This is a genomic window from Streptomyces smyrnaeus (assembly GCF_017676345.1).
GTDB classification, from domain to species: Bacteria; Actinomycetota; Actinomycetes; order Streptomycetales; family Streptomycetaceae; genus Streptomyces; species Streptomyces smyrnaeus.
Genome location: NZ_JAFFZM010000018.1, coordinates 105,433 through 127,661, shown reverse-complemented (window position 1 = coordinate 127,661; position 22,229 = coordinate 105,433). Strand labels below are relative to the sequence as shown.

At 71.6% G+C, this 22,229-nt stretch carries 20 protein-coding genes; 17 read left to right on the top strand and 3 right to left on the bottom strand.

Annotation, left to right across the window (positions count from 1 at the left end):
• Positions 1-7: 7 nt before the first annotated feature.
• Complete coding sequence (locus JW613_RS26860; RefSeq protein WP_099884589.1) at positions 8-1,450, top strand: sugar porter family MFS transporter; 1,443 nt, start codon at positions 8-10, stop codon at positions 1,448-1,450.
• A gap of 107 nt (positions 1,451-1,557) precedes the next feature.
• Here JW613_RS26860 and JW613_RS26855 read toward each other — a convergent pair whose 3' ends face one another.
• On the bottom strand, positions 1,558-2,577 hold the full coding sequence (locus JW613_RS26855) for an LLM class flavin-dependent oxidoreductase (RefSeq protein WP_209213478.1): 1,020 nt from the start codon (positions 2,575-2,577) through the stop codon (positions 1,558-1,560).
• Positions 2,578-2,685: 108 nt separating this feature from the next.
• On the opposite strand from JW613_RS26855, the gene ftsY reads away from it, so the two are divergent.
• The gene (gene ftsY / locus JW613_RS26850; protein ID WP_209213477.1) at positions 2,686-3,921 is read left to right on the top strand and encodes a signal recognition particle-docking protein FtsY; all 1,236 of its coding nucleotides are present in this window, start codon (positions 2,686-2,688) and stop codon (positions 3,919-3,921) included.
• A gap of 109 nt (positions 3,922-4,030) precedes the next feature.
• On the opposite strand, the gene JW613_RS26845 is transcribed toward ftsY, so the two are convergent.
• On the bottom strand, positions 4,031-4,729 hold the full coding sequence (locus JW613_RS26845; RefSeq protein WP_209213476.1) for a bifunctional DNA primase/polymerase: 699 nt from the start codon (positions 4,727-4,729) through the stop codon (positions 4,031-4,033).
• 358 nt (positions 4,730-5,087) lie between these two features.
• Here JW613_RS26845 and JW613_RS26840 point away from each other — a divergent pair, with 358 nt between their 5' ends.
• The 6 genes from JW613_RS26840 to JW613_RS26815 all read left to right on the top strand — a co-directional run bounded on the left by JW613_RS26840 (position 5,088) and on the right by JW613_RS26815 (position 13,929).
• On the top strand, positions 5,088-6,740 hold the full coding sequence (locus JW613_RS26840; protein WP_209213475.1) for an NsdA family TPR-like regulatory protein: 1,653 nt from the start codon (positions 5,088-5,090) through the stop codon (positions 6,738-6,740).
• Between the two features lie 252 nt (positions 6,741-6,992).
• Positions 6,993-8,303 carry an ammonium transporter gene (locus JW613_RS26835; protein WP_245226328.1) on the top strand — a complete coding sequence of 437 codons (1,311 nt, stop codon included), beginning with the start codon at positions 6,993-6,995 and terminating at the stop codon, positions 8,301-8,303.
• 289 nt (positions 8,304-8,592) lie between these two features.
• Positions 8,593-8,931, top strand: coding sequence for a P-II family nitrogen regulator (locus tag JW613_RS26830; protein ID WP_209213474.1), 339 nt, complete (start codon positions 8,593-8,595; stop codon positions 8,929-8,931).
• On the top strand, positions 8,928-11,669 hold the full coding sequence (locus JW613_RS26825; RefSeq protein ID WP_209213473.1) for a [protein-PII] uridylyltransferase: 2,742 nt from the start codon (positions 8,928-8,930) through the stop codon (positions 11,667-11,669). Before JW613_RS26830 ends, JW613_RS26825 begins: the two co-directional genes overlap by 4 nt.
• A gap of 149 nt (positions 11,670-11,818) precedes the next feature.
• Entirely contained in the window at positions 11,819-13,378 is a 1,560-nt protein-coding gene (gene ffh, locus JW613_RS26820; RefSeq protein WP_099884603.1) for a signal recognition particle protein, read from the top strand.
• A gap of 32 nt (positions 13,379-13,410) precedes the next feature.
• Positions 13,411-13,929 (top strand): GNAT family N-acetyltransferase, encoded by a 519-nt coding sequence (locus JW613_RS26815; RefSeq protein WP_245226327.1) that lies wholly within the window; start codon positions 13,411-13,413, stop codon positions 13,927-13,929.
• A gap of 56 nt (positions 13,930-13,985) precedes the next feature.
• Here the strand turns inward: JW613_RS26815 and JW613_RS26810 are convergent, their stop codons facing one another.
• On the bottom strand, positions 13,986-14,828 hold the full coding sequence (locus JW613_RS26810; RefSeq protein ID WP_209213472.1) for a class I SAM-dependent methyltransferase: 843 nt from the start codon (positions 14,826-14,828) through the stop codon (positions 13,986-13,988).
• Between the two features lie 396 nt (positions 14,829-15,224).
• Here JW613_RS26810 and JW613_RS26805 point away from each other — a divergent pair, with 396 nt between their 5' ends.
• The 9 genes from JW613_RS26805 to lepB (JW613_RS26765) all read left to right on the top strand — a co-directional run bounded on the left by JW613_RS26805 (position 15,225) and on the right by lepB (JW613_RS26765) (position 22,173).
• A complete protein-coding gene (locus JW613_RS26805; protein WP_209213471.1) occupies positions 15,225-15,896 on the top strand; it encodes a hypothetical protein in 672 nt (223 codons plus the stop codon).
• Between the two features lie 274 nt (positions 15,897-16,170).
• Positions 16,171-16,638 (top strand): 30S ribosomal protein S16, encoded by a 468-nt coding sequence (rpsP, locus tag JW613_RS26800; RefSeq protein WP_209213470.1) that lies wholly within the window; start codon positions 16,171-16,173, stop codon positions 16,636-16,638.
• A gap of 2 nt (positions 16,639-16,640) precedes the next feature.
• Complete coding sequence (locus JW613_RS26795) at positions 16,641-16,880, top strand: RNA-binding protein (RefSeq protein ID WP_099884612.1); 240 nt, start codon at positions 16,641-16,643, stop codon at positions 16,878-16,880.
• A 130-nt stretch (positions 16,881-17,010) separates the two neighbouring features.
• Complete coding sequence (rimM, locus tag JW613_RS26790) at positions 17,011-17,616, top strand: ribosome maturation factor RimM (RefSeq protein WP_209213469.1); 606 nt, start codon at positions 17,011-17,013, stop codon at positions 17,614-17,616.
• Positions 17,613-18,521 (top strand): tRNA (guanosine(37)-N1)-methyltransferase TrmD, encoded by a 909-nt coding sequence (gene trmD, locus JW613_RS26785; RefSeq protein WP_307866047.1) that lies wholly within the window; start codon positions 17,613-17,615, stop codon positions 18,519-18,521. The genes rimM and trmD overlap by 4 nt, the downstream gene beginning before the upstream one ends.
• A gap of 186 nt (positions 18,522-18,707) precedes the next feature.
• Positions 18,708-19,058 carry a 50S ribosomal protein L19 gene (rplS, locus tag JW613_RS26780; RefSeq protein ID WP_209213468.1) on the top strand — a complete coding sequence of 117 codons (351 nt, stop codon included), beginning with the start codon at positions 18,708-18,710 and terminating at the stop codon, positions 19,056-19,058.
• 44 nt (positions 19,059-19,102) lie between these two features.
• Positions 19,103-19,819, top strand: coding sequence for a signal peptidase I (gene lepB / locus JW613_RS26775; protein WP_209213467.1), 717 nt, complete (start codon positions 19,103-19,105; stop codon positions 19,817-19,819).
• Positions 19,820-20,222: 403 nt separating this feature from the next.
• Positions 20,223-21,221, top strand: coding sequence for a signal peptidase I (gene lepB, locus JW613_RS26770; RefSeq protein ID WP_209213511.1), 999 nt, complete (start codon positions 20,223-20,225; stop codon positions 21,219-21,221).
• On the top strand, positions 21,106-22,173 hold the full coding sequence (lepB, locus tag JW613_RS26765; protein WP_209213512.1) for a signal peptidase I: 1,068 nt from the start codon (positions 21,106-21,108) through the stop codon (positions 22,171-22,173). Before lepB (JW613_RS26770) ends, lepB (JW613_RS26765) begins: the two co-directional genes overlap by 116 nt.
• Positions 22,174-22,229 lie beyond the last annotated feature (56 nt).

Here is a 22,229-nt window from a genome sequence, read left to right as displayed (position 1 = left end):
GAAGAACGTGACCAGCACAGCGCAGGAAGCGCCGCAGACGCCGCAGCCGCGGCCAGGCACCGGAGCGCACACCGCGCCCCTCGGCCGTGTCGTCTTCATCACCGCCGCAGCCGCCATGGGCGGCTTCCTCTTCGGCTACGACAGCTCAGTGATCAACGGAGCGGTGGAGGCGATCCGCGGTCGCTTCGACGTCGGTTCCGCCATGCTGGCGCAGGTCATCGCCGCCGCCTTGATCGGCAGCGCGATCGGTGCCGCCGTCGCCGGCCGGATAGCCGACCGGATAGGCCGCATCCAGGTCATGCGGCTGGCCGCCGTCCTCTTCGTCGTCAGCGCCGTCGGCTCGGCCCTGCCCTTCGCGCTGTGGGACCTGGCGATGTGGCGGGTGCTGGGCGGCATCGCCATCGGTATGGCCTCCGTCATCGGCCCGGCCTACATCGCCGAGGTCTCCCCGCCCGCCTACCGCGGCCGGCTCGCCTCCTTCCAGCAGGGCGCCATCGTCCTCGGCATCGCCGTCTCGCAGCTGGTCAACTGGGGCATCCTCAACCTCGCCGACGGCAAGCAGCGCGGCGACGTCGCCGGCCTGGAGGCCTGGCAGTGGATGCTCGGCATCATGGTGATCCCCGCGGTCGGCTACTTCCTGCTCTCCTTCGCCATCCCCGAGTCCCCGCGCTTCTTGATCTCGGTCGGCCGCCAGGACAAGGCCCGCGAGGTGCTGGCCGGTGTCGAGGGCGAGCACAAGGGCATCGACGCGCGGATCGGCGAGATCGAGACGGCCATGCGCAGCGAGCACAAGTCCACCTTCCGGGACCTGCTCGGCGGTCGCTTCGGCCTGCTGCCCATCGTCTGGGTCGGTATCGGCCTGTCGGTCTTCCAGCAGCTCGTCGGCATCAACGTCGTCTTCTACTACTCCTCGACGCTGTGGCAGTCGGTGGGGATCAACCCCGAGAGCTCCTTCTTCTACTCTTTCACGACCTCGATCGTGAACATCATCGGCACCGTCATCGCCATGCTCTTCGTCGACCGGATCGGCCGGAAGCCGCTGGCGCTGATCGGCTCGGTCGGTATGACCCTCTCGCTGGCTTCGGTGGCCTGGGCGTTCTCCGCCAAGACCGGCTCCGGCGACAATGTCTCGCTGCCGGACGCACAGGGCGTCGTCGCCCTGGTCGGCGCGCACACCTTCACGCTGTTCTTCGCCCTCTCCTGGGGCGTGGTCGTCTGGGTGCTGCTCGGCGAGATCTTCCCGAACAAGATCCGCGCCGCCGCGCTCGGTGTCGCCGCCTCCGCGCAGTGGGTCGCCAACTGGGCCATCACGGCCAGCTTCCCCAGCCTGTCGGAGTGGAACCTGTCGGCCACCTACGTCGGCTACACGGTCTTCGCCCTGCTCTCCATTCCGTTCATCCTCAAGTGGGTGCCGGAGCCGAAGGGCAAGGCGTTGGAGGAGATGGGCTAGCCCCCCCGCCGCCCACTCCTCGTACGGCGCTGCCCCGGCTCCTTCGCCAGGAGCCGGGGCAGCGGGCTGTACGGGCCCCGGCCGGGGAGCGGCAGGCGTTCAGCCGTTCAGCCGTCGAGCCCCTTCAACCGGGGCATGACCTCCTCCACCAGCAGCCGCAGCGACCGCCGGCCCTCTTCCACCGGCATCCCGCCGCACAGCGGATGCAGCAGCACCTGCCGCGCCCCGGCCGGCTGCCGCTCCACCATCGCCAGGCACTCGTCCGGGGTGACGAAGCGGTAGACGCCCTCCGTGCGTAGCTCCGCCACCGTGGTGGCCTGCGCCCGCATCGCCGAGTGCACATCCGGGGTCTGCCAGGCGGCGTACCGGCGTGCCTCGTACAGGAAGTGCTCCCCCAGCTCGGCCCAGGCCCGGTCCGGGTCGTCGGTCAGATGGACGACGGGCAGCTCCGGCGGCGGCATCACACACAGCGGGGCGCCGCCCGCCGCCGCACAGCGCTCCTCGTAGTAGCGCGCGAGCTGCGGCAGGTGCGCGGGGAGGAACAGCGGCAGGCCCAGCCGCGCGGCGCGGCGTGCGGCGGGACGCGAGCTGCCGCCGACGAACAGCGGCGGATGCGGACTGCTGTACGGGCGCGGAGTGACGCGCACCGTACGGCCCCGGTAGCTGAACGGCTCGCCGGTCCAGGCGGCCAGCAGCGTCTCCAGGGCCTCGTCCTGCAGGGCGCCGCGCCGGGAGAAGTCCCGTCCCAGGGCCGCGTACTCCTCCGGGCGGTAGCCGACTCCCGCCACCGTGACCAGTCGCCCTCCGCTGGCCAGGTCGAGCACCGCGATGTCCTCCGCCAGCCGTAGCGGGTCGTACAGCGGCGCCAGGATGGCGCAGGCCGTCACGAGCGTGGTGCGCGTACGTCCCAGGAAGGCGCCCGCGAGGGCCAGCGGCGAGGGCAGCCAGCCGTCCGGCGCACCGTGGTGCTCCTCGACGATGAGAGAGGTCACACCGTGCTCGTCGGCGTAGCCGGCCATCTCCAGCGCCGCCCGGTACCGCTCCACCGGCCGCTCGGCCGACTCCGCCGGTCCCGGCGGCTGTTCGGGCTGGACGAGGTTGAAGCGGACACTTGTCGTCACGGTCACGAGGACTCCCACCCGGCAGACGGCAATGGCGAGTGCCGGACCGTAGCCCAGCGCGCGCGAAGAGGGAATGGCGGCGAAGCGTTGACGGTGGTCGATACTGGAGCCGCTATGGAAATCGTCATCCTTGTAGTAGTCATCGCTGTGATCGCGCTCGTCGCGATCAGCGGGCTGGTGGTCACCGGCCGCAGGAAGAAGGCGGCCGAGACCCAGCAGCCCGGCACCTCCGAGAGCACTACCGAAGCCCCCACCCGCACTGTCGAACCGAAGGTCGGAGAGGAGACGGAGGCCCCGCCCGAAGGGGCCCGCCGCACGATCGAGGAGGTCGGCCTTCCCGAGGCCGAGGAGGCCGAGGCACCCGCCACCGCGGAGGCGGCCACGGCCGCGCCGGAGATCGAGACCCCGGCCCCGACCGCCGGCCGGCTGGTGCGGCTGCGCGACCGGCTCTCCCGCTCCCAGAACTCCCTCGGCAAGGGCCTGCTGACCCTGCTGTCCCGGGAGCACCTGGACGAGGAGACCTGGGAGGAGGTCGAGGACACCCTGCTGACGGCCGATGTCGGCGTCGGCCCCACCCAGGAACTGGTCGAGCAGCTGCGTGAGCGGGTCAAGGTGCTCGGCACCCGTACCCCCGACGAGCTGCGCGGTCTGCTCCGCGAGGAGCTGCTCAAGCTGGTCGGCACCGACCTGGACCGCACGGTGCACACCGAGCCGGGCGCGGAGGCGGCCGCCGTCGACCGCCCGGGCGTGGTGCTCGTCGTCGGCGTCAACGGCACCGGCAAGACCACCACCACCGGCAAGCTCGCCCGGGTGCTGGTGGCCGACGGCAAGTCGGTCGTGCTCGGCGCGGCCGACACCTTCCGCGCCGCCGCCGCCGACCAGCTGGAGACCTGGGGCACCCGGGTGGGCGCCCGTACGGTCCGCGGCCCGGAGGCCGGCGACCCCGCTTCGGTCGCGTTCGACGCGGTCAAGCAGGGCACCGAGGCCGGCGCCGATGTGGTGCTGATCGACACGGCGGGCCGGCTGCACACCAAGACCGGCCTCATGGACGAGCTGGGCAAGGTCAAGCGCGTCGTCGAGAAGCAGGGTCCGGTGGACGAGGTGCTGCTGGTGCTGGACGCCACCACGGGTCAGAACGGCCTGGTGCAGGCCAGGGTCTTCGCCGAGGTCGTGGACATCACCGGCATCGTCCTCACCAAGCTGGACGGCACCGCCAAGGGCGGCATCGTCGTCGCCGTCCAGCGCGAGCTCGGCGTGCCGGTCAAGCTCGTCGGGCTCGGCGAGGGCGCCGACGATCTGGCGCCCTTCGAACCGGAGGCGTTCGTGGACGCGCTCGTCCGAGAGGCCTGAGGCCGAAGGCCGCCGTCGCGGCGGTACCCGTTCCGCCGCGACGGCGGCCCACCACGACGGTGCGCCGCAGGCGGCCGCTCGACGGCGGGGAGCCGGACGCGCGGCCGATTCACCGGACGGCGGCTGCCCGGTGGCACACGTACGCCAGCGTGCCCAGCAGCAGCCGGGCCTGCGGAGGGCGCCCCGAGGCCTCCAGGGTGGGCGGGCGCAGCCACCGCACGGCGCCCAGACCGGCGAGGTCGGACGGCGGCGCCGTGATGTGCTCGCCCTCGCCCCTGCCGCGCAGGTCGAGGCCGGCGTCGTCCCAGCCCATCCGGTAGAGCAGCTCCGGAAGTTCGGCCGCCGCGCCCGGGGCGACCAGGAACCAGGCCCGCCCGTGCGGTGTCGCGGCCACCGGACCCAGCGGTACCCCCATCCGCTCCAGCCGCACCAGTGCGCACCGGCCGACGGGCTCGGCGACCTCCAGCACATCGAAGGCGCGGCCCGTCGGGAGCAGCATGGCCGCCCCGGGAACCGCCGCCCAGGCGCGGGAGGCCTCGTCGAGGGTGGCACCCGCGGGAACCTCCAGGGAGGCGTCGAGCGGGTGGTCACCGGGGGAGGGGCAGGCGCTCGCGCCGCAGGAGCAGGCGACACGGCCGCCCGAGCGGATGGCGCGGGCGCCGGGGATCACGTCCCAGCCCCACAGGCTGGTGTACTCCGCGACAGTGGTGCACACCTGGGCGCGTTCGCGCCTGCGTGCGCCGGGCCGCAGCTCGCGGATCTCGCGGATGCCGCTGAGACCGCTGATGGCGCCGATCGTGAAGCCCATGCTCACTCCAACGGGTCCCGAATGCTTATGGTTACGGCGTCGTTGCACACAGTGACGAAGAGATGGTGGCGGTCGGACTCCTGGGCGAGGACGGGGAGATGGGGATGCCTCTCCGTGGAGTTTGCTTCCCAGGTGTCAAGTCAAGCGCCTCCGAGTGCTCCAGGGTTCATCCGAAGGGGTGGCGAATGGTGGCGATTCTGCAATTACGCTCGCCTGGGTCGTGATCGTAGGATTACTTTCGGTACACACAACGGAGAGAGCGCGGCGGCGGACTATGCCTCAGGCATGGCGGGGTCGAGGGTGCGGGCGCGCGGGGCAACGCGGACCTGCCCGCTCCTGAGCGCGTCACCAAGGCGGGATGGGGGCGTTACCAGTGGCTGAGCGAGGCCAGGCGAGCAAGAGCCCGAACGAGCGGCTGGGCTCGTGGTTCATGCGCAGTGGCTGGTCCAAGGGCGAGCTGGCCCGCCAGGTGAACCGCCGGGCACGACAGCTGGGTGCACACCACATCAGTACCGACACCTCACGGGTGCGCCGCTGGCTGGACGGCGAGCAGCCCCGGGAGCCCATCCCCCGCATCCTCTCCGAACTGTTCTCCGAGCGTTTCGGCTGCGTCGTCGCCGTGGAGGACCTCGGGCTGCGCCCCGCCCGGCAGTCCCCCGCGGCCTCCGGGGTCGACCTGCCCTGGGCCGGACCCCAGACCGTGGCGATGATCAGCGACTTCACCCGCAGCGATCTGATGCTGGGCCGCCGAGGCTTCCTGGGCACCTCGCTGTCCGTGTCCGCGGGCCCCGCCCTGATCGAGCCCATGCAGCGCTGGCTGGTGCCGGGCACCGGACCCGAAGCCGGACTGCCCGGGGAGCAGCAGGCCTCCCCGGGCGGACCCACCGTTCCCGCACCCCGGGACGGGCTGTACGGCGAGGCCGTACGCGGCGGCGGACAGGCCCCGTACCCGGGCCGTCGGCGGCAGGCGGCCGGTGCCGGTGCCGGGGGCGGCGACGAGGGTGCCGGGCGCGGCGGTGGCGGGCTGCGGCGCGGGCCGCGGCTGTCCGCACCGGAGCTGGAGCTGCTGGAGCAGACGACTCAGATGTTCCGCACCTGGGACGCACAGTGTGGGGGAGGGCTGCGCCGCAAGGCCGTCGTCGGACAGCTGCACGAGGTCACCGACCTGCTGCAGGAGCGGCCCGACGAGCCCGTCCGGCGCCGCCTGTTCCGTGTCACGGCGGAGCTGTCGGAACTGGCGGGGTGGATGAGCTACGACATCGGGCTGCAGCCCACCGCGCAGAAGTACTTCGTCCTGGCGCTGCACGCCGCCAAGGAGGCCGGTGACCGGCCCCTCGGCTCGTACGTGCTCAGCAAGATGGGCCGTCAGATGATCCATCTGGGCCGCCCCGAGGACGCGCTGGAGCTGGTGCACCTCGCGCAGTACGGCAGCCGGGAGGGCGCCACCCCCCGCACCCAGGCGATGCTCTACGCGATGGAGGCCCGCGCCTACGCCAACATGGGCCAGCCCGGCAAGTGCAAGCGCGCGGTGCGGATGGCCGAGGAGACGTTCTCCGACATCGACCCCTCGGACGCGGACCCCGACTGGATCCGGTTCTTCTCCGAGGCCGAGCTGTACGCGGAGAACGCGCACTCCTACCGCGATCTGGCCTACTCCTCCGGCCGCAGCCCCACCTACGCCTCACTGGCACGGCCGGCGATGGAACGCGCTGTCGAGCTGTTCGCGCAGGAGGCCCGTGAGGAGGAGGGCGGCGGCCATCAGCGCTCCTACGCGCTCAACCTGATCGGCATGGCCAGCGTGCACCTGCTGCAGCGCGAGCCCGAGGGATGTGTGGCGCGGGCGAGCGAGGCCCTCGGCGTCGCCAAGCGGCTGCGCTCGGAACGGGTCAACAATCGGCTGCGCCGGACCACGGCCGGTGCCGTGCGCGAGTTCGGTGAGCTCGCGGACGTGGTGCAGTTGAGCGAGCGGCTCCGCGTCGAGCTGACCGACAGCGAGGCCGTCGCGGGCTGAGCCCGGGGCCTGCGGGGCCGGCTGCACCGCGCGCCTTCAGAGTGGGCGCAGCGTACGCGCGTCACCGCGCGGAAGGTCCCGCTTCATCTGCGCGTAACACCGGCGCGCCTGTTTTCACGGTGTCGAAACACCGGGGGGCGACGGGCGAAACCGGGCTTCGGAAACCTGGCATCCAGCCCGCCCTCCCCCGGCCTCGGCCGGGAGGTGCCCACCGGCCCGCCCGCAGGGTCGCGACCCGAGGAGACGTCCACATTGAACGGCGCGGATACCACTTTCGTCTTGGTCAGCGCGTTTTTGGTGATGGTGATGACGCCTGGCCTCGCCTTCTTCTACGGCGGCATGGTCCGGGTGAAGAGCGCCTTGAACATGCTGATGATGTCCTTCATCTCGCTGGCGATCGTCAGCGTGCTGTGGGTGCTCTACGGCTACTCGCTGGCCTTCGGCCCGGACACCGGCGGTGTGATCGGGAACCTGGACTTCATCGGCCTCAAGGGGATCTCGCCCGAGTCCCTGACCGAGAAGGGCGGCATCCCGGTCTTCGCCTTCGTCCTCTTCCAGATGATGTTCGCCATCATCACGCCGGCGCTGATGAGCGGCGCCCTCGCCGACCGCGTGAAGTTCAGCGCCTGGGCCGTGTTCCTCACCCTGTGGGTGACGATCGTCTACTTCCCCGTCGCGCACTGGGTGTGGGCCGAGGGCGGCTGGCTCTACGAACTGGAAGTCATCGACTTCGCGGGCGGCACCGCCGTGCACATCAACGCGGGCATCGGGGCGCTGGCCGCCGTACTCGTCGTCGGAAAGCGCATCGGCTTCAAGAAGGACCCCATGCGGCCGCACAGCCTGCCGCTGGTGATGCTCGGCGCCGCGCTGCTGTGGTTCGGCTGGTTCGGTTTCAACGCCGGTTCCGCGCTCGCCGCCGACGGCACCGCCGCGAACATGGCGCTCAACACGCAGCTCGCGACGGGTGCCGCCATGCTGGGCTGGCTGATCTACGAGCGGGTGCGGCACGGCGCCTTCACCACGCTGGGTGCCGCCTCCGGCGCCGTCGCCGGCCTGGTGGCCATCACCCCGTCCGGTGCCGCGGTCAACGCCATGGGCGCGCTGCTGATCGGAGTCGTCGCCGGCGCGGTGTGCTCCTGGGCGGTCAGCATCAAATACAAGCTCGGGTTCGACGACTCGCTGGACGTGGTCGGCGTCCACCTGGTCGGCGGCGTCATCGGCACGCTGCTGGTCGGCTTCCTGGCCGTGGACGGGGTCGGCGGCCTCACCCAGTTCGGCAAGCAGGCACTCGGCGCCTTCTCGGTGATGGCGTTCTCCTTCGTGGTCTCCTGGCTGCTGGCCAAGCTGGTACAGGCCACGATCGGCTTCCGCGCCGACCCGGACGACGAGGCGGCCGGCGTCGACCAGGCGTTCCACGCGGAGACCGCGTACGACTTCAGCGCCGTCGGAGGCTCCTCGCTCCGCGAGAGGGGCGGGCCGTCCGCCACGCCCGGCGCGGCCCTGGATGAGACCCTGACCGCGACCGGCAGTGACCGCCACCATGACAGCAAGGTGGAGGCTTGACCTCTCCCTCAGCCGAAGCAGCGGGATTCGCCCCTCACAGGTCGAGTTTTCTGCTTCACCGACCACAGCCGACCCGAGCAAACGGCGAGGGACGGTGTGCCGCCCATCGGTCTTACACGCTCTCCACAGACGTAACTTCCCGCCAGCCCGGCGGTAGGCCCACTCGGCTTGGTTATCACCGGCCAGGCATAGCGGACACTACTTGGCCGGACTCACGCCCGCTGGGGAACGGCGAAATCCGTCCGTTCCCTCCCTCGCCTGATGGCGGGGCATCCACGGAGGACTTCCGATGAAGCTCATCACCGCGGTGATCAAGCCGTACCAGCTCGACGAGGTGAAGGAGGCGCTGCGGGCCTTCGGGGTCCAGGGCCTCACCGTCACCGAGGCCAGCGGCTACGGGCGGCAGCGCGGCCACACCGAGGTCTACCGGGGTGCCGAGTACACCGTCGACCTCGTCCCCAAGGTGCGCATCGAGGTGCTGGCCGAGGACGAGGACGCCGAACAGCTCCTGGAGATCGTCGTCAAGGCCGCACGCACCGGCAAGATCGGCGACGGAAAGGCGTGGATGGTCCCGGTCGAGACCGCCGTCCGGGTACGGACGGGCGAGCGAGGGCCGGACGCGCTGTGAGGGACGCGGCGGCGGCACGGACGGCGGCGACGGCACACGGAACGCACGGCCCGGGGGCGCCGGCGGGGGACGGTGCCCCCGGGCCCGCCGGGAGCGGGCCGGATACGGGTGACCCGGTACCCGCGGGGGGCGGCCCGGGCGAGGGCCCGGGCCGGACGGCCGAGGGGTACGCGGCGGCCCGGGTGCGGCTGCTGCAGGACACCGCGCTGTCCGGACCGGACCGCCGCCGCGCACTCGCCGGGCTCACCGACCGGTGGCTCGCCGGTCTGTTCACCGCCAAGGCGCCCACCGGGACCGCCCTGGTGGCCGTCGGCGGCTACGGCCACGGCGAGCTCTCCCCGCGCAGCGACCTCGACCTGCTCCTGCTGCACGACGGCACCACCGACACCGCGGCTCTCGCCGCCCTCGCCGACCATCTCTGGTACCCGGTGTGGGACCTCGGGCTCGCCCTCGACCACTCCGTACGCACCCTGGGCGAGGCGCGCGCCGCCGCCGAGGACGATCTCAAGGTGCAGCTCGGCCTGCTGGACGCCCGCCATGTGGCCGGCGACCAGGACCTCACGGCCCAACTGCGCACCGCCGCCCTCGCCCGATGGCGCGCCCAGGCCCGCTCCCGGCTCCCCGAACTGCGCGAGTACGCCGGTGAACGGGCCCGGCGGCACGGCGAGTTGCGCTTCCTGCTGGAGCCCGACCTGAAGGAGGCCCGCGGCGGTCTGCGGGACCTGACCGCACTGCGAGCCGTGGCCGCCTCCTGGCTCGCCGACGCCCCGCGCGAGGGACTGCGGGAGGCGCGCGACACCCTCCTCGACGTCCGCGACGCGCTGCATCTGACAACCGGCCGCGCCACCGACCGACTCGCACTCCAGGACCAGGACCAGGTCGCGACGGCGCTCGGCCTGCTGGACTCCGACACCCTGCTGCGCCGCGTCTACGAGGCCGCCGGCGCCGTCGGTTACGCGAGCGACGTGACCTGGCGCGAGGTGGAGCGGGTACTGCGGGCGCGCGGCGGCACCCCGCGCGGCACCCGGCTGCGCGGACTGCTGGGCGGCGGCAGGCGCACCGGCGGACGCCCCGGAGCCCCCGTGCGGGAGCGCACGCCCCTGGCGGAGGGCGTCGTCGAACACGAGGGCGAGGCGGCCCTCGCCCTGCACGCCCGCCCGGACCGCGACCCCGTGCTGCCGCTGCGCGCCGCTGCCGCCGCCGCCCAGGCCGGAGTCCCACTGGCGCTGCCCGCCGTACGCAAGCTGGCCCGTAGCGCCCCTCCGCTGCCCGTGCCCTGGCCCGCCGAGGCCCGTGAGGAGTTCGTCACCCTGCTCGGCGCGGGCGAGGCGACGGTCCCGGTGTGGGAGGCGATGGACGCCGCGGGCCTGATCACCCGGCTGCTGCCCGACTGGGAGCGGGTGCGCTGCCGGCCCCAGCGCAACCCCGTGCACCGCTACACCGTCGACCGGCACCTGGTGGAGACCGCCGTGCGGGCCGCAGCGCTCACCCGGCGTGTCCACCGTCCGGACCTGCTGCTGACCGGTGCGCTGCTGCACGACATCGGCAAGGGCTGGCCCGGCGACCACTCCGTCACCGGCGAGACCATCGCCGGTGACCTGGCGGCCCGTATCGGCTTCGACGCCGCCGACACCCGGACGCTGGCCACTCTCGTACGCCACCACCTGCTGCTCGTCGAGACGGCGACGCGGCGGAACCTGGACGACCCGGCCACCATCCGCTCCGTCGCCGAAGCGGTGGGCTCGCCCGGCACGCTGGAACTGCTGCACGCGCTGACGGAGGCCGACGCCCTGGCCACCGGACCGGCCGCCTGGTCCTCCTGGCGGGCGACGCTCGTGTCCGACCTCGTCTCCCGGGTGGCCGCCGTGCTGGCCGGTGAACCGGTGGCCGATCGGACAGCCGACCGGGAGCTGACGGCGGAGGGCGAACGACTGGCGATGGAGGCGTGGCGCACCGGTGGCCCCGTACTGGCGCTGCGCACCCACAAGACCGGCCACACCGGGGGAGAGGGCGCCGCCGCGGTGCCGGGCGACGGCGGTGCCGACGGCGGGCCGGAGCCCGTCGGTGTGGAGCTTTCCGTGGCGCTGCCCGAGCAGTCCGGGGTGCTCCCCGCGGTCGCCGGAGTGCTGGCCTTGCACAAGCTGACTGTCCGGGCCGCGGATCTGCGACTGGCGGAACTTCCCGCAGCACTGACGGAGGGCGGCTCGACAGCGGCGTCGGACGTCACAGCAGTGGCATCCCACGGCACGACAGTGGCGGGAGATTTCGCGGCAGCGGTGGAAGGTGGATCCGCGACTGCCGAGACCCCTCGCGTCCTGCTGCTCACCTGGCGGGTTGCCGCTCAGTACGGCTCCCTCCCACAGGCGGCGAGGCTGCGGGAAGACCTGGTGCGCGCCCTGGACGGCTCGCTGGGCCTCGCCTTGCGGCTCGCCGAGCGGGAGGCCGCCTACCGTCCGCGCCGCACGGCGATCCAGCCGCCCCCGCCACGCGCCACCGTCGCGCCGGGCGACTCCGCCGCGGCCACCGTCATCGAGGTACGGGCCCAGGATGCGCCGGGACTGCTGCACCGCATCGGCCAGGCCCTGGAGGAGGCCGGCGTCCGCGTCCGCAGCGCCCATGTGAGCACTCTGGGCGCGAACGCCGTCGACGCCTTCTACGTGACGGACGCCGCCGGGGTGCCCCTCTCCGACGTGGCGGCGGCGCGGCTCGCACAGCAGGTCGAGACCGCGCTGCGCTGAACCGGTACGGTCCGCTCCGAACGGACGGGCCGACTTCGATCCGGGCCCGGAGCCGTCCCCGATCCGGACAGGCGGGATGGCCCCGCCCGGGAGGCGGCTACCCTTGGCAGAGATTGACTCCGCCACCGACCCGAGGACCGACGAGCGCTGTGTTCGATACCCTTTCCGACCGCCTGAGTGCGACGTTCAAGAACCTCCGGGGCAAAGGGCGCCTCAGCGAGGCGGACATCGACGCCACCGCGCGCGAGATCCGTATCGCCCTGCTCGAGGCGGACGTCGCGCTCCCCGTGGTGCGCGCCTTCATCAAGCAGGTCAAGGAACGCGCGCTGGGAGCCGAGGTCTCCCAGGCGCTGAATCCGGCCCAGCAGGTCATCAAGATCGTCAACGAGGAACTGATCGGCATCCTCGGTGGCGAGACGCGGCGCCTGCGGTTCGCCAAGAACCCGCCGACCGTCATCATGCTCGCCGGTCTCCAGGGCGCGGGTAAGACCACCCTGGCGGGCAAGCTGGGCCGCTGGCTGCAGCAGCAGGGGCACACGCCGATGCTGGTCGCGGCCGACCTCCAGCGCCCGAACGCGGTCAACCAGCTGTCGGTCGTCGCCGAGCGCGCGGGCGTGGCCGTCTTCGCGCCGGAGCCGGGCAACGGGGTCGGGGACCCGGTCAAGGTCGCCAAGGACTCGATCACCCACGCGCGCGACAAGCAGCACGACGTGGTCATCGTCGACACCGCCGGCCGCCTGGGCATCGACCAGGAACTGATGCAGCAGGCCGCCGACATCCGTGACGCGGTCAGCCCGGACGAGGTCCTCTTCGTCGTCGACGCCATGATCGGTCAGGACGCGGTCACCACGGCGGAGGCCTTCCAGGAGGGCGTCGGCTTCGACGGCGTCGTACTCTCCAAGCTCGACGGCGACGCGCGCGGCGGTGCGGCCCTCTCGGTCGCGCAGGTCACCGGCAAGCAGATCATGTTCGCCTCCAACGGCGAGAAGCTGGACGACTTCGACGCCTTCCACCCCGACCGGATGGCCTCGCGCATCCTCGGGATGGGCGACATGCTCACGCTGATCGAGAAGGCGGAGCAGACCTTCAGCCAGCAAGAGGCCGAGAAGATGGCCGCCAAGCTGGCGAAGGGACCCAAGGAGTTCACGCTCGACGACTTCCTGGCCCAGATGGAGCAGGTCCGCAAGATGGGCTCGCTCTCCAAGCTGCTCGGCATGATGCCCGGCATGGGGCAGATGAAGGACCAGATCAACAACCTGGACGAGCGCGAGGTCGACCGCACCGCCGCCATCATCAAGTCGATGACCCCCGCGGAGCGCGCCGAGCCGACGATCATCAACGGCTCGCGGCGGGCCCGTATCGCCCGCGGCTCCGGGGTGGATGTCAGCGCCGTCAAGAATCTGGTGGAGCGGTTCTTCGACGCCCGCAAGATGATGTCCAAGATGGCCCAGGGCGGCGGTATGCCTGGGATGCCCGGCATGCCGGGGATGCCCGGTGGGGGCGGGGGTAAGAAGAAGGGCAAGCAGAAGAAGGCCAAGGGCAAGCGCCAGTCGGGCAACCCGATGAAGCGCAAGCAGGAGGAGCAGGCCGCGGCGGCCCGCCGGGCCCAGGCCGGCGAGGGCGGCGCCTTCGGTGTCCCGGGTGCCGGTCAGGACCCGGGCGACTTCGAGCTCCCCCAGGAGTTCAAGGACATCCTGCCCCCGAAGTGAGCGTGCCGCGGCAAAGGCGGATGATGTCGTCCATGCGCGTATACATCCGCCCCCCGCGGCCTGCCGACGAGCAGCTCTACAGTGAGGCCGTCGTCCGCTCGGCAGACCACCTTCGCCCGTGGAACCCGGTCGAGCCGGACGGCTTCCCCGATCTGCTGCGCCGCCAGGGGCCCGCGTTGCGTACCTTCCTCATCCTCGACCGCGAGGACGAGGGGCTCGTCGGCCGGGTGAACGTGGCCAACATCGTCCGGGCCCGCTTCCGCAACGGCTCGCTGGGCTACGACAGTTACGTCCCCTATGCCGGAACAGGGCGGATGACCGAGGGGCTGCGGCTGGTCGTCGACCGCTGCTTCCAGCCGGGACCCGACGGACTGGGCCTGCACCGGCTGGAGATCAACGTCCAGCCGGAGAACGAGCGCTCCCTGGCCATGGCCAAGCGGCTCGGTTTCCGGCACGAGGGGTTCTCGCCCCGGATGCTCTTCATCAACGACGCCTGGCGCGACCACGAGCGCTTCGCGCTCACCGCCGAGGAGTGGCCGGGCCTGGGCTGACGGCCCGCCCCTGCCGGCCCCTGCCCGCCCCACTGCCGGCAAGGCCGGGGCAGTCGTCAGGTACGGGCGACGACGTAGCGGAACAGGTTCGGCATCCACACGGTGCCGTCCGCGCGCAGGTGCGGATGGAGCGCCTCCACCAGCTCCTTGAGCACCTGCTCCTCGTCGGCCGCGCGGACCGCACTGTCGTACAGCCCGGTCGACAGCAGTCCGCGCACCGCGCTCTCCATGTCCGCGTATCCGAACGGGCAGGCCACCCGGCCGGACCCTTCCAGCCGCAGCCCGCCGCGCACCGCCAGCTCTTCCAGGTCGTCCCGGCCGCACCAGTCGGGCCCGGCCTCGGCCGGCCCGGCCAGCCGGTTCGCCACCCGCAGCGCGGGCGCGGCGGCGCACCGCTCCGCCGGGCCCCAGCCGGCCACCACGACGGGGACGCCGCGGCCGAGTGCCGCCCGCAGCCGTACGAGCTCGTCCGGCTGCGGCAGTGCGCCGAAAGCCGTCACCAGTGTCGGCCGCAGCCCGGTGCCCGACGTGTCGACCGCCTCCGCCGCCTCGATCTCCTCGATCGCTTCCAGGGCGGTGCCGTGGGTGAGCCGGGGCGCCTGGTCGGGCGTCCCGTCGGCGCCGGGCAGACGCTGCCCGGCGAGTTCGAGGCGGGCCGCGTCCGCGTCCGCGCCGTGTACGTCCGCGCCCCGGTCGGCCGCCAGCAGCAGCGCGAGCCCCGTGCCGCAGCCGAGACCGAGCACGCGTGTCCCCGGCCCGGTCTCCATCCGTTCGTACACCGCTTCGTAGAGCGGAACCAGCATCCGTTCCTGGATCTCCGCCCAGTCCCGCATCCTGGCCGCGCTTCCGGCGGCCGGGAGGCGGGTCCGGTGCTGGTGGTGTACGAGCGTGGGTGTCATCGCAACGCCCCAATCCGAAGATCCGTCCAGCCGTTTGGTCCCCCGAGTGGTGCTCGTGCCCCGTATGCCAGGGAACTGCGTATCCTTCCGGGAGTCCAGGGGGTGCGCCGGGTTGTCTTCCGCGCCCCCTGTGTGCGCCCCTCAACTGCCGCGCGCCGGACAGCCGCCCCAGCAGACGGATGCTCAGAACGTCTACTTCCGTCGCCCGATCCAGCAGTACGCGACAAACGTCCGTACCATCACAGGAGATCGGTCGAGGCCCGGCCGGATGTCGCGTTCCGCTCGGTGATACGTCCCGGCTTGGGGTGGCTGCGCGACTTGGGCGCAGATCTGCGTACCCGCACCCATCTCCTCGTGCATCACCGAGAACTGACTGGTACGTGCAAAATATTTGCGATGCCCCGTAATCGGAACACCGAGGCACCTCCGCTCGTTGGGAACGACGTGAGCACGACACCACCAGTTCTCGCCGCCGAGCTGGCAGCCGCCTGGGCCGACATTCAACGGCACCACCCCGAGCTGCCGGATCTGGCCGCGCCCGAATCACTCATCGGAGAGTCCTCGTCCGCCTGCGGCACCGGGCTCTCGTTCGAACGGCTGCTCCACGAGGCAGTCCACGGCATCGCCGCGGCCCGCGGCATCCGGGACACCTCACGGGCCGGCCGTTACCACAACCGCCGATTCCTGGCGATCGCCGAGGAGCTCGGCCTTGATCACCCCGAGGAGCCGCATCCCAGCAGCGGCTTCTCCCTCGTGGTGCTCACGCCCGAGACCCGACGGCGTTATCGCCCCACTATCGAGCGCCTCCAGCGGGCGCTGAAGGCGTACAGCGCGGCCACCGAGACGGATACCGGCCGCAGCTTCCGCGGGCCCGCAGCCCGGCACGGCTCCTCCGGGGGCGGTGTCCGCGTCAAGGCCGTCTGCGACTGCGGGCGCAACGTCCGCGTCGTCCCGTCCGTGCTGGCCCAGGCCCCGATCATGTGCGGAGCCTGCGGAAAGCAGTTCCGCATCCCCGTCGAGCCGACAGCGGCACCGGCGACGGCAGCCGAGCCGATGGCCGTCGGCTGACACCCCCTCGCGTTCGCGCGCCCGGGAGCCGTGCCGTGCGGCGGGCCCGGGGCGCGTGCGGGCGGACGCGTGCGGTCAGGCCTGCGGCAGGTGGGTGGGCCGGGGGCGGTTTCTGTGGGACCCGTGCGGTGTGGCATCATGGTCGGCTGAACTCGGCAGCCGCACAGGACCCCTCTCTCCTCCGGCTGACGCGTCCATTCGGACACCCGGCGCTACAACCCCACGTGGCATCCCGTCGTGTCCACCCACGTCAAGACCAGGAGACACCACACCAGTGGCAGTCAAGATCAAGCTGAAGCGTCTGGGCAAGATCCGTTCGCCTCACTACCGCATCATCGTCGCCGACTCCCGTACCCGCCGCGACGGCCGGGCCATCGAGGAGATCGGCCTGTACCACCCGGTGCAGAACCCCTCGCGCATCGAGGTCGACTCGGAGCGGGTGCAGTACTGGCTCAGCGTCGGCGCCCAGCCGACCGAGCCGGTCGAGGCCATCCTCAAGGTCACCGGTGACTGGCAGAAGTTCAAGGGCCTGCCCGCGCCGGAGCCGATGAAGGTCGCCGAGCCGAAGGCCGACAAGCGCGTTCTCTTCGAGGCCGCCGCCAAGGAGTCCGCCGACGAGCCGAAGGGTGAGGCCATCACCCCCAAGGCGAAGAAGGCCGACAAGGCTGACAAGGCCGACAAGAAGGCAGACGCCGGCGAGTCTGCCGACGCTTCGGCCACCACCGAGTCGACCGAGGCCTGAGGATGCTCGAGGAGGCCCTCGAGCACCTTGTGAAGGGCATCGTCGACCACCCCGACGAAGTGCAGATCGCGTCCCGCAACCTCCGTCGCGGGCGTGTGCTGGAGGTCCGGGTGCACCCCGACGACCTCGGCAAGGTGATCGGCCGTAACGGCCGCACCGCGCGTGCTCTGCGCACCGTCGTGGGAGCGCTCGGCGGCCGGGGTATCCGCGTCGACCTCGTCGATGTGGACCAGGTCCGCTGAAGCGCAGCATGCAGCACCGGCACGGGCCGGGGACGGCAGCCAAGCCGTCCCCGGCCCGTTGTCGCGCCCGCACCCCGGTCCGCGGGCCACACGAACCCACCGAGCACGGAACCGAGCACGGAGAAGCACAGTGCAGCTAGTCGTCGCGCGGATCGGTCGCGCCCACGGCATCAAGGGCGACGTCACGGTCGAGGTCAGGACCGACGAGCCCGAACTGCGGCTCGCCCCCGGCGCCGTGCTGGCCACCGACCCGCCCACCGTCGGGCCGCTCACCATCGCCGCCGGGCGGGTGCACAGCGGACGGCTGCTGCTGCGCTTCGAGGGGGTGAGCGACCGCACCGCCGCCGAGGCCCTGCGCAACACCCTGCTCATCGCCGAGGTCGACCCGGACGAGAGCCCCGAGGACCCCGAGGAGTTCTACGACCACCAGCTGGAGGACCTGGAGGTCGTCACGGTGGACGGCGCGGTCGTCGGCCGGATCGAGAGCGTCGCGCACCTGCCCGCGCAGGACCTGCTGGTCGTACGGCGTGAGGACGGCGGCGAGGTCCTGATCCCGTTCGTCGGCGAGATCGTCCCCGAGATCGACCTGGAGGCCCAGCGGGCCGTCGTCGACCCGCCGCCCGGTCTGCTCGGCGAGGAGTCCGAGGAGTCCGAGGAGATCGAGGAGGCCGAGGGGGCCGGAGCGGAGCACGGGCGGGAGCGCGGTCGGGACGGCGGCCAGGAGAGCTCCCGGTGAGACTCGACGTCGTCACGATCTTTCCCGAGTATCTGGAGCCGCTCAACGTCTCGCTGGTCGGCAAGGCCCGCGCGCGCGGCGTACTGGATGTCCGCATCCACGACCTGCGCAGCTGGACGTACGACCGGCACCACACCGTCGACGACACCCCCTACGGCGGCGGCCCCGGCATGGTCATGAAGCCCGAACCCTGGGGCGAGGCACTGGATACGGTCCTGGCCACGAAAGAGCCGGACCAGGAGCCGCCCGTGCTCGTCGTCCCCACCCCCAGTGGCCGCCCCTTCACCCAGGAACTGGCCGTCGAGCTGGCGGACAAGCCGTGGCTGGTGTTCACCCCGGCCCGCTACGAGGGCATCGACCGCCGCGTCGTCGACGAGTACGCCGACCGGCTGGACGTGCGCGAGGTCTCCATCGGCGACTACGTACTCGCCGGCGGCGAAGCACCCGTCCTCGTCATGGTCGAGGCCATCGCCCGGCTGCTGCCCGGAGTGCTCGGCAACGCCGCCTCCCACCAGGACGACTCGTTCGCCCCCGGCACCATGGCGAACCTGCTGGAGGGGCCCGTCTACACCAAGCCGCCCGAGTGGCGCGGCCGTGGCATCCCGGAAGTGCTGCTGAGCGGTCACCACGGCAGGATCGCCAGGTGGCGCCGCGATCAGGCGTTCGCACGCACGGTCGCCAACCGGCCCGACCTGATCGAACGCTGCGCCCCGGAAGCCCTCGACAAACACGACAGGGCGACCCTGGAGGCGCTGGGCTGGCAGCAGGGCACGGACGGCCGCTGGCACCCGGGTCCCGAGGAGGCGGCGGGTCCGGAGCAGCCGCCGGAGCCGGAGCCAGAGTCGGAGCGGGGCCTTGATCAGGACCGGCACCAGGACCGTGGCCAGGACGGTCCCGGAAAGTAGCTCCCCGTGAAGAACGGGTGGCCGATTTGGGCCGGGCGGCCGGCCCGTGGAAGAATGGGCCGCTGCCTCACCTCAGGCGCGCGACCCTGCCACAGGGGGACCGACGCCCGCCGAGAGTGGCGGCTCCTCGGATCACACCACGATTCCGTTGATGACCTGTGGCATCAGCGAAGAAAGCAGACGGACATGTCCCACCTTCTCGACAGCGTCGACTCCGCCTCCCTGCGCAAGGACGTACCGGCCTTCCGCCCGGGCGACACGGTCAACGTGCACGTCCGCGTCATCGAGGGCAACCGCTCCCGCGTCCAGCAGTTCAAGGGCGTCTGCATCCGCCGCCAGGGCTCCGGTGTGCGCGAGACCTTCACGGTCCGCAAGGTCAGCTTCAGCGTCGGCGTCGAGCGCACCTTCCCGGTGCACACCCCGATCGTCGAGAAGATCGAGGTCGTGACCCGCGGTGACGTCCGCCGCGCCAAGCTGTACTACCTGCGTGAGCTGCGCGGCAAGGCCGCCAAGATCAAGGAGAAGCGCGAGAGCTGAGCTCGCGTCCTCGGCGCCCGGCGGGCCGGTTAGGCTTCCGCTCGATGGAGACCGAGGAACAGCACGACAAACCGGAGCGCGACCGTTCTTCCGTTCCCGACCAGGGAAAGAAGGGCAGGTCGCGCTCCGTGCGTCTGGGCCTGTCGGCGGGGTCCGTACTGGTGGCGCTCTTGCTGACGAGCGCCTTCATCGTGCAACCTTTTCTGATCCCGAGCTCCTCGATGGATCCGACCCTGCGTGTCGGGGACCGGGTGCTGGTCAACAAGCTGGCCTACCGCTTCGGCGACGGTCCGCGGCGCGGGGACGTCGTGGTCTTCGACGGCACCAACTCCTTCGCGGGAGAGGCCGACCCCGACGCCAACCCGGTGGTCACGGCGCTGCGCGAGGCCGGTGCCGCGACCGGTCTGGCGCAGCCCTCCGAGACCGACTATGTGAAGCGCGTGATCGGGGTCGGCGGCGACCGCGTGCGCTGCTGCGACAAGCGGGGAAGGATCGAGGTGAACGGCCGGCCCGTGGACGAGGACTACCTGCACTCCGGCAACGCCCCCTCCGCCGTGCCCTTCGATGTACGGGTCCCCGAGGGACGCCTGTGGGTGATGGGCGACCACCGCTCCCGGTCCAGCGACTCCCGCGACCACCTCGGTGAACCCGGTGGCGGCACCGTCCCCGTGGAACGGGTGATCGGGCGCGCCGACTGGATCGGCTGGCCACCTGCCCGCATCGGCTCGGTGTCGGCGGGAGCGGGCGGCGGCCATGGCTGACCCCGAGCGCCCTGCCGGGGAGGTCGGGCACGGGGCTGCTCGGGGGCACTCCGGACCGGGTCACTCCGGATACGGGCACTCGTCACCCGGCCACCAGGGGCCCGGCGTTCCTGGCGCGGACCCGTACGGCCAGCCCTACCCGTACGCGGGGCCGAGCGACCAGCCGTACCCGTACCCGGAGCCGAGCGACACGTCGTACCCGTACACGGAGCCGTACGACTACTCCGCCCCGAACAGCTACCCGCCGCCCCACCCGTCCGGTGCCGCCCACCAGCCCCACTACTCCTCCGGGCCGTACGACCTTCCCGAGACCGAGGCGCCGCCCTCGCCTCCCGACCCCGCCGCAGCAGCGGCCGACGGAGCGGAGAGCGAAGCCGGGGGCGCGGGCGCCGAGGAATCGCCGCTGCGCCGCCCCGGACAGGGCCGGGCCGACCGCAGGCGGGCCGCCAAGCGCATCAAACGCCGCCGCAGGCTCTCCGCGACCAAGGAGATCCCGCTACTCGTCGGTGTCGCGCTGCTGATCGCGTGGGTGCTCAAGACCTTCCTCGTCCAGGCGTTCGTGATCCCCTCCGGATCCATGGAGCAGACCATCCGGATCGGGGACCGGGTGCTGGTGGACAAGCTCACCCCATGGTTCGGCTCCAAGCCGCAGCGCGGCGACGTGGTCGTCTTCCAGGACCCCGGCGGTTGGCTGGAGGACGAGAAGGAGGACCCCCAGGACCCACCGGCGGGGATCAAGCAGGGCAAGGAATTCCTGACGTTCATCGGACTGCTGCCCTCGGACGACGAGCAGGATCTGATCAAGCGGGTCGTCGGCGTCGGCGGGGACACCGTACGCTGCTGCGACAAGCAGGGCCGTATCACGGTGAACGGCGAACCGCTGAACGAGCCGTACATCCATCCGGGCAACAAACCCTCCCGGATGAAGTTCAAGGTGACCGTTCCCGTGGGACGCGTCTTTGTGATGGGTGACCACCGGGCCAACTCCGCCGACTCCCGTTACCACTTGAAGGAACCCGATCGAGGAACGATCGGGGAGGACCGAATCGTTGGCAGAGCGATTGTCATCGCTTGGCCGTTCGACCACTGGAGGCGGCTCGAGGAGCCGGAAACCTACGCTTCGGTGCCCGAACCCGGTGGCGTGGCAGCCGCCGGCTACGTGAACCGGGACAATCGAGTGGCGCAACTCCCGTTCTCCGCGGAACTTCCGCTCGTTATGGGAATGGTGGGCCTGTCCCGGTGGCGGAACAGGCGAATGCGCAGCGTGAGGAGTGGACGTGGGGGACTTGGCGGTCGGCAAGCGCTCCGGTTCCGAGTACCCGGAGGACGGACGTCCTGGTACGGACGGTACGGATGGCAGGACGGACGACGCAGGACCACCGGCCGTGGAAAGAGAGAGTGACAGTGTGACCGCCGATACTGACGGGACGGCAGCGAGCTCCGGCGCCGACGGGGACGGCCCGTGGGGCTCCGACGCGAAGCCCGGACACGAGGCGTCCGACCCGGACACCGGAGCCGACGATCGGGGTGAGAAGAAGCCGGTGAAGAAGCAGCGCGCGTTCTGGAAGGAACTGCCGATGCTCATCGGCATCGCGCTCATCCTCGCCCTGATCATCAAGACCTTCCTGGTCCAGGCGTTCTCCATTCCCTCCGACTCGATGCAGCCGACGCTCGAGCGCGGCGACCGGGTCCTGGTCGACAAGCTGACGCCGTGGTTCGGGTCCACCCCCGAGCGCGGCGAGGTCGTCGTCTTCCACGATCCGGGCGGCTGGCTCCCCGAGGCCCACGTGGAGGAGAACTTCGTCCAGACGGCGCTCAGCTTCATCGGGCTGATGCCGTCGGCCAATGAGAAGGACCTGATCAAGCGGGTCATCGCGGTCGGCGGGGACACCGTGGAGTGCAAGAAGGGCGGGAAGATCCACGTCAACGGCACCGCTTTGAACGAGTCGTCGTACATCTACCCCGGCAACACTCCTTGCGACGACAAGCCGTTCGGCCCGGTCAAGGTGCCCAAGGGCAAGCTGTGGGTGATGGGCGACCACCGCCAGGACTCCCTCGACTCCCGCTACCACCAGAACCAGCCCGGTGACGGTTTCGTTCCGGAGAAGCAGGTGGTGGGCCGGGCGATCGTCAAGGCGTGGCCGATCAACCGCTGGGGCACGCTGCCGGTGCCCGAGACCTTCGACCAGCAGGGTGTGCAGTCCCGCGCGCTGAGCGCCGCGCCCGGCGCACTCGGCCTCGCGGGCGCCGTCCCGCTGGTGCTGTGGCGGCGCCGACGGCTGGAGCTGAAGGCACGGCCCGCTCGCCCGGCGGGTTCCGCTGCTGTGGAGCAGTCCGCGTCCTCCGAGGGCTGACGGCTTCCAGTACTGCCCGGTAAGGTCGGCGGATCTGCGCCAGCGCAGACCGTCGG

Bases quoted from the DNA above. Each gene is read 5' to 3' on its own strand.
- JW613_RS26840 (WP_209213475.1), top strand. From the start codon at position 5,088: ATGGGGGCGTTACCAGTGGCTGAGCGAGGCCAGGCGAGCAAGAGCCCG.
- ftsY (WP_209213477.1), top strand. From the start codon at position 2,686: ATGGAAATCGTCATCCTTGTAGTAGTCATCGCTGTGATCGCGCTCGTC.
- JW613_RS26830 (WP_209213474.1), top strand. From the start codon at position 8,593: ATGAAGCTCATCACCGCGGTGATCAAGCCGTACCAGCTCGACGAGGTG.
- lepB (WP_209213467.1), top strand. From the start codon at position 19,103: ATGGAGACCGAGGAACAGCACGACAAACCGGAGCGCGACCGTTCTTCC.
- JW613_RS26805 (WP_209213471.1), top strand. From the start codon at position 15,225: ATGCCCCGTAATCGGAACACCGAGGCACCTCCGCTCGTTGGGAACGAC.
- JW613_RS26815 (WP_245226327.1), top strand. From the start codon at position 13,411: ATGCGCGTATACATCCGCCCCCCGCGGCCTGCCGACGAGCAGCTCTAC.
- JW613_RS26810 (WP_209213472.1), bottom strand. From the start codon at position 14,828: ATGACACCCACGCTCGTACACCACCAGCACCGGACCCGCCTCCCGGCC.
- rplS (WP_209213468.1), top strand. From the start codon at position 18,708: ATGTCCCACCTTCTCGACAGCGTCGACTCCGCCTCCCTGCGCAAGGAC.
- JW613_RS26795 (WP_099884612.1), top strand. From the start codon at position 16,641: ATGCTCGAGGAGGCCCTCGAGCACCTTGTGAAGGGCATCGTCGACCAC.
- JW613_RS26845 (WP_209213476.1), bottom strand. From the start codon at position 4,729: ATGGGCTTCACGATCGGCGCCATCAGCGGTCTCAGCGGCATCCGCGAG.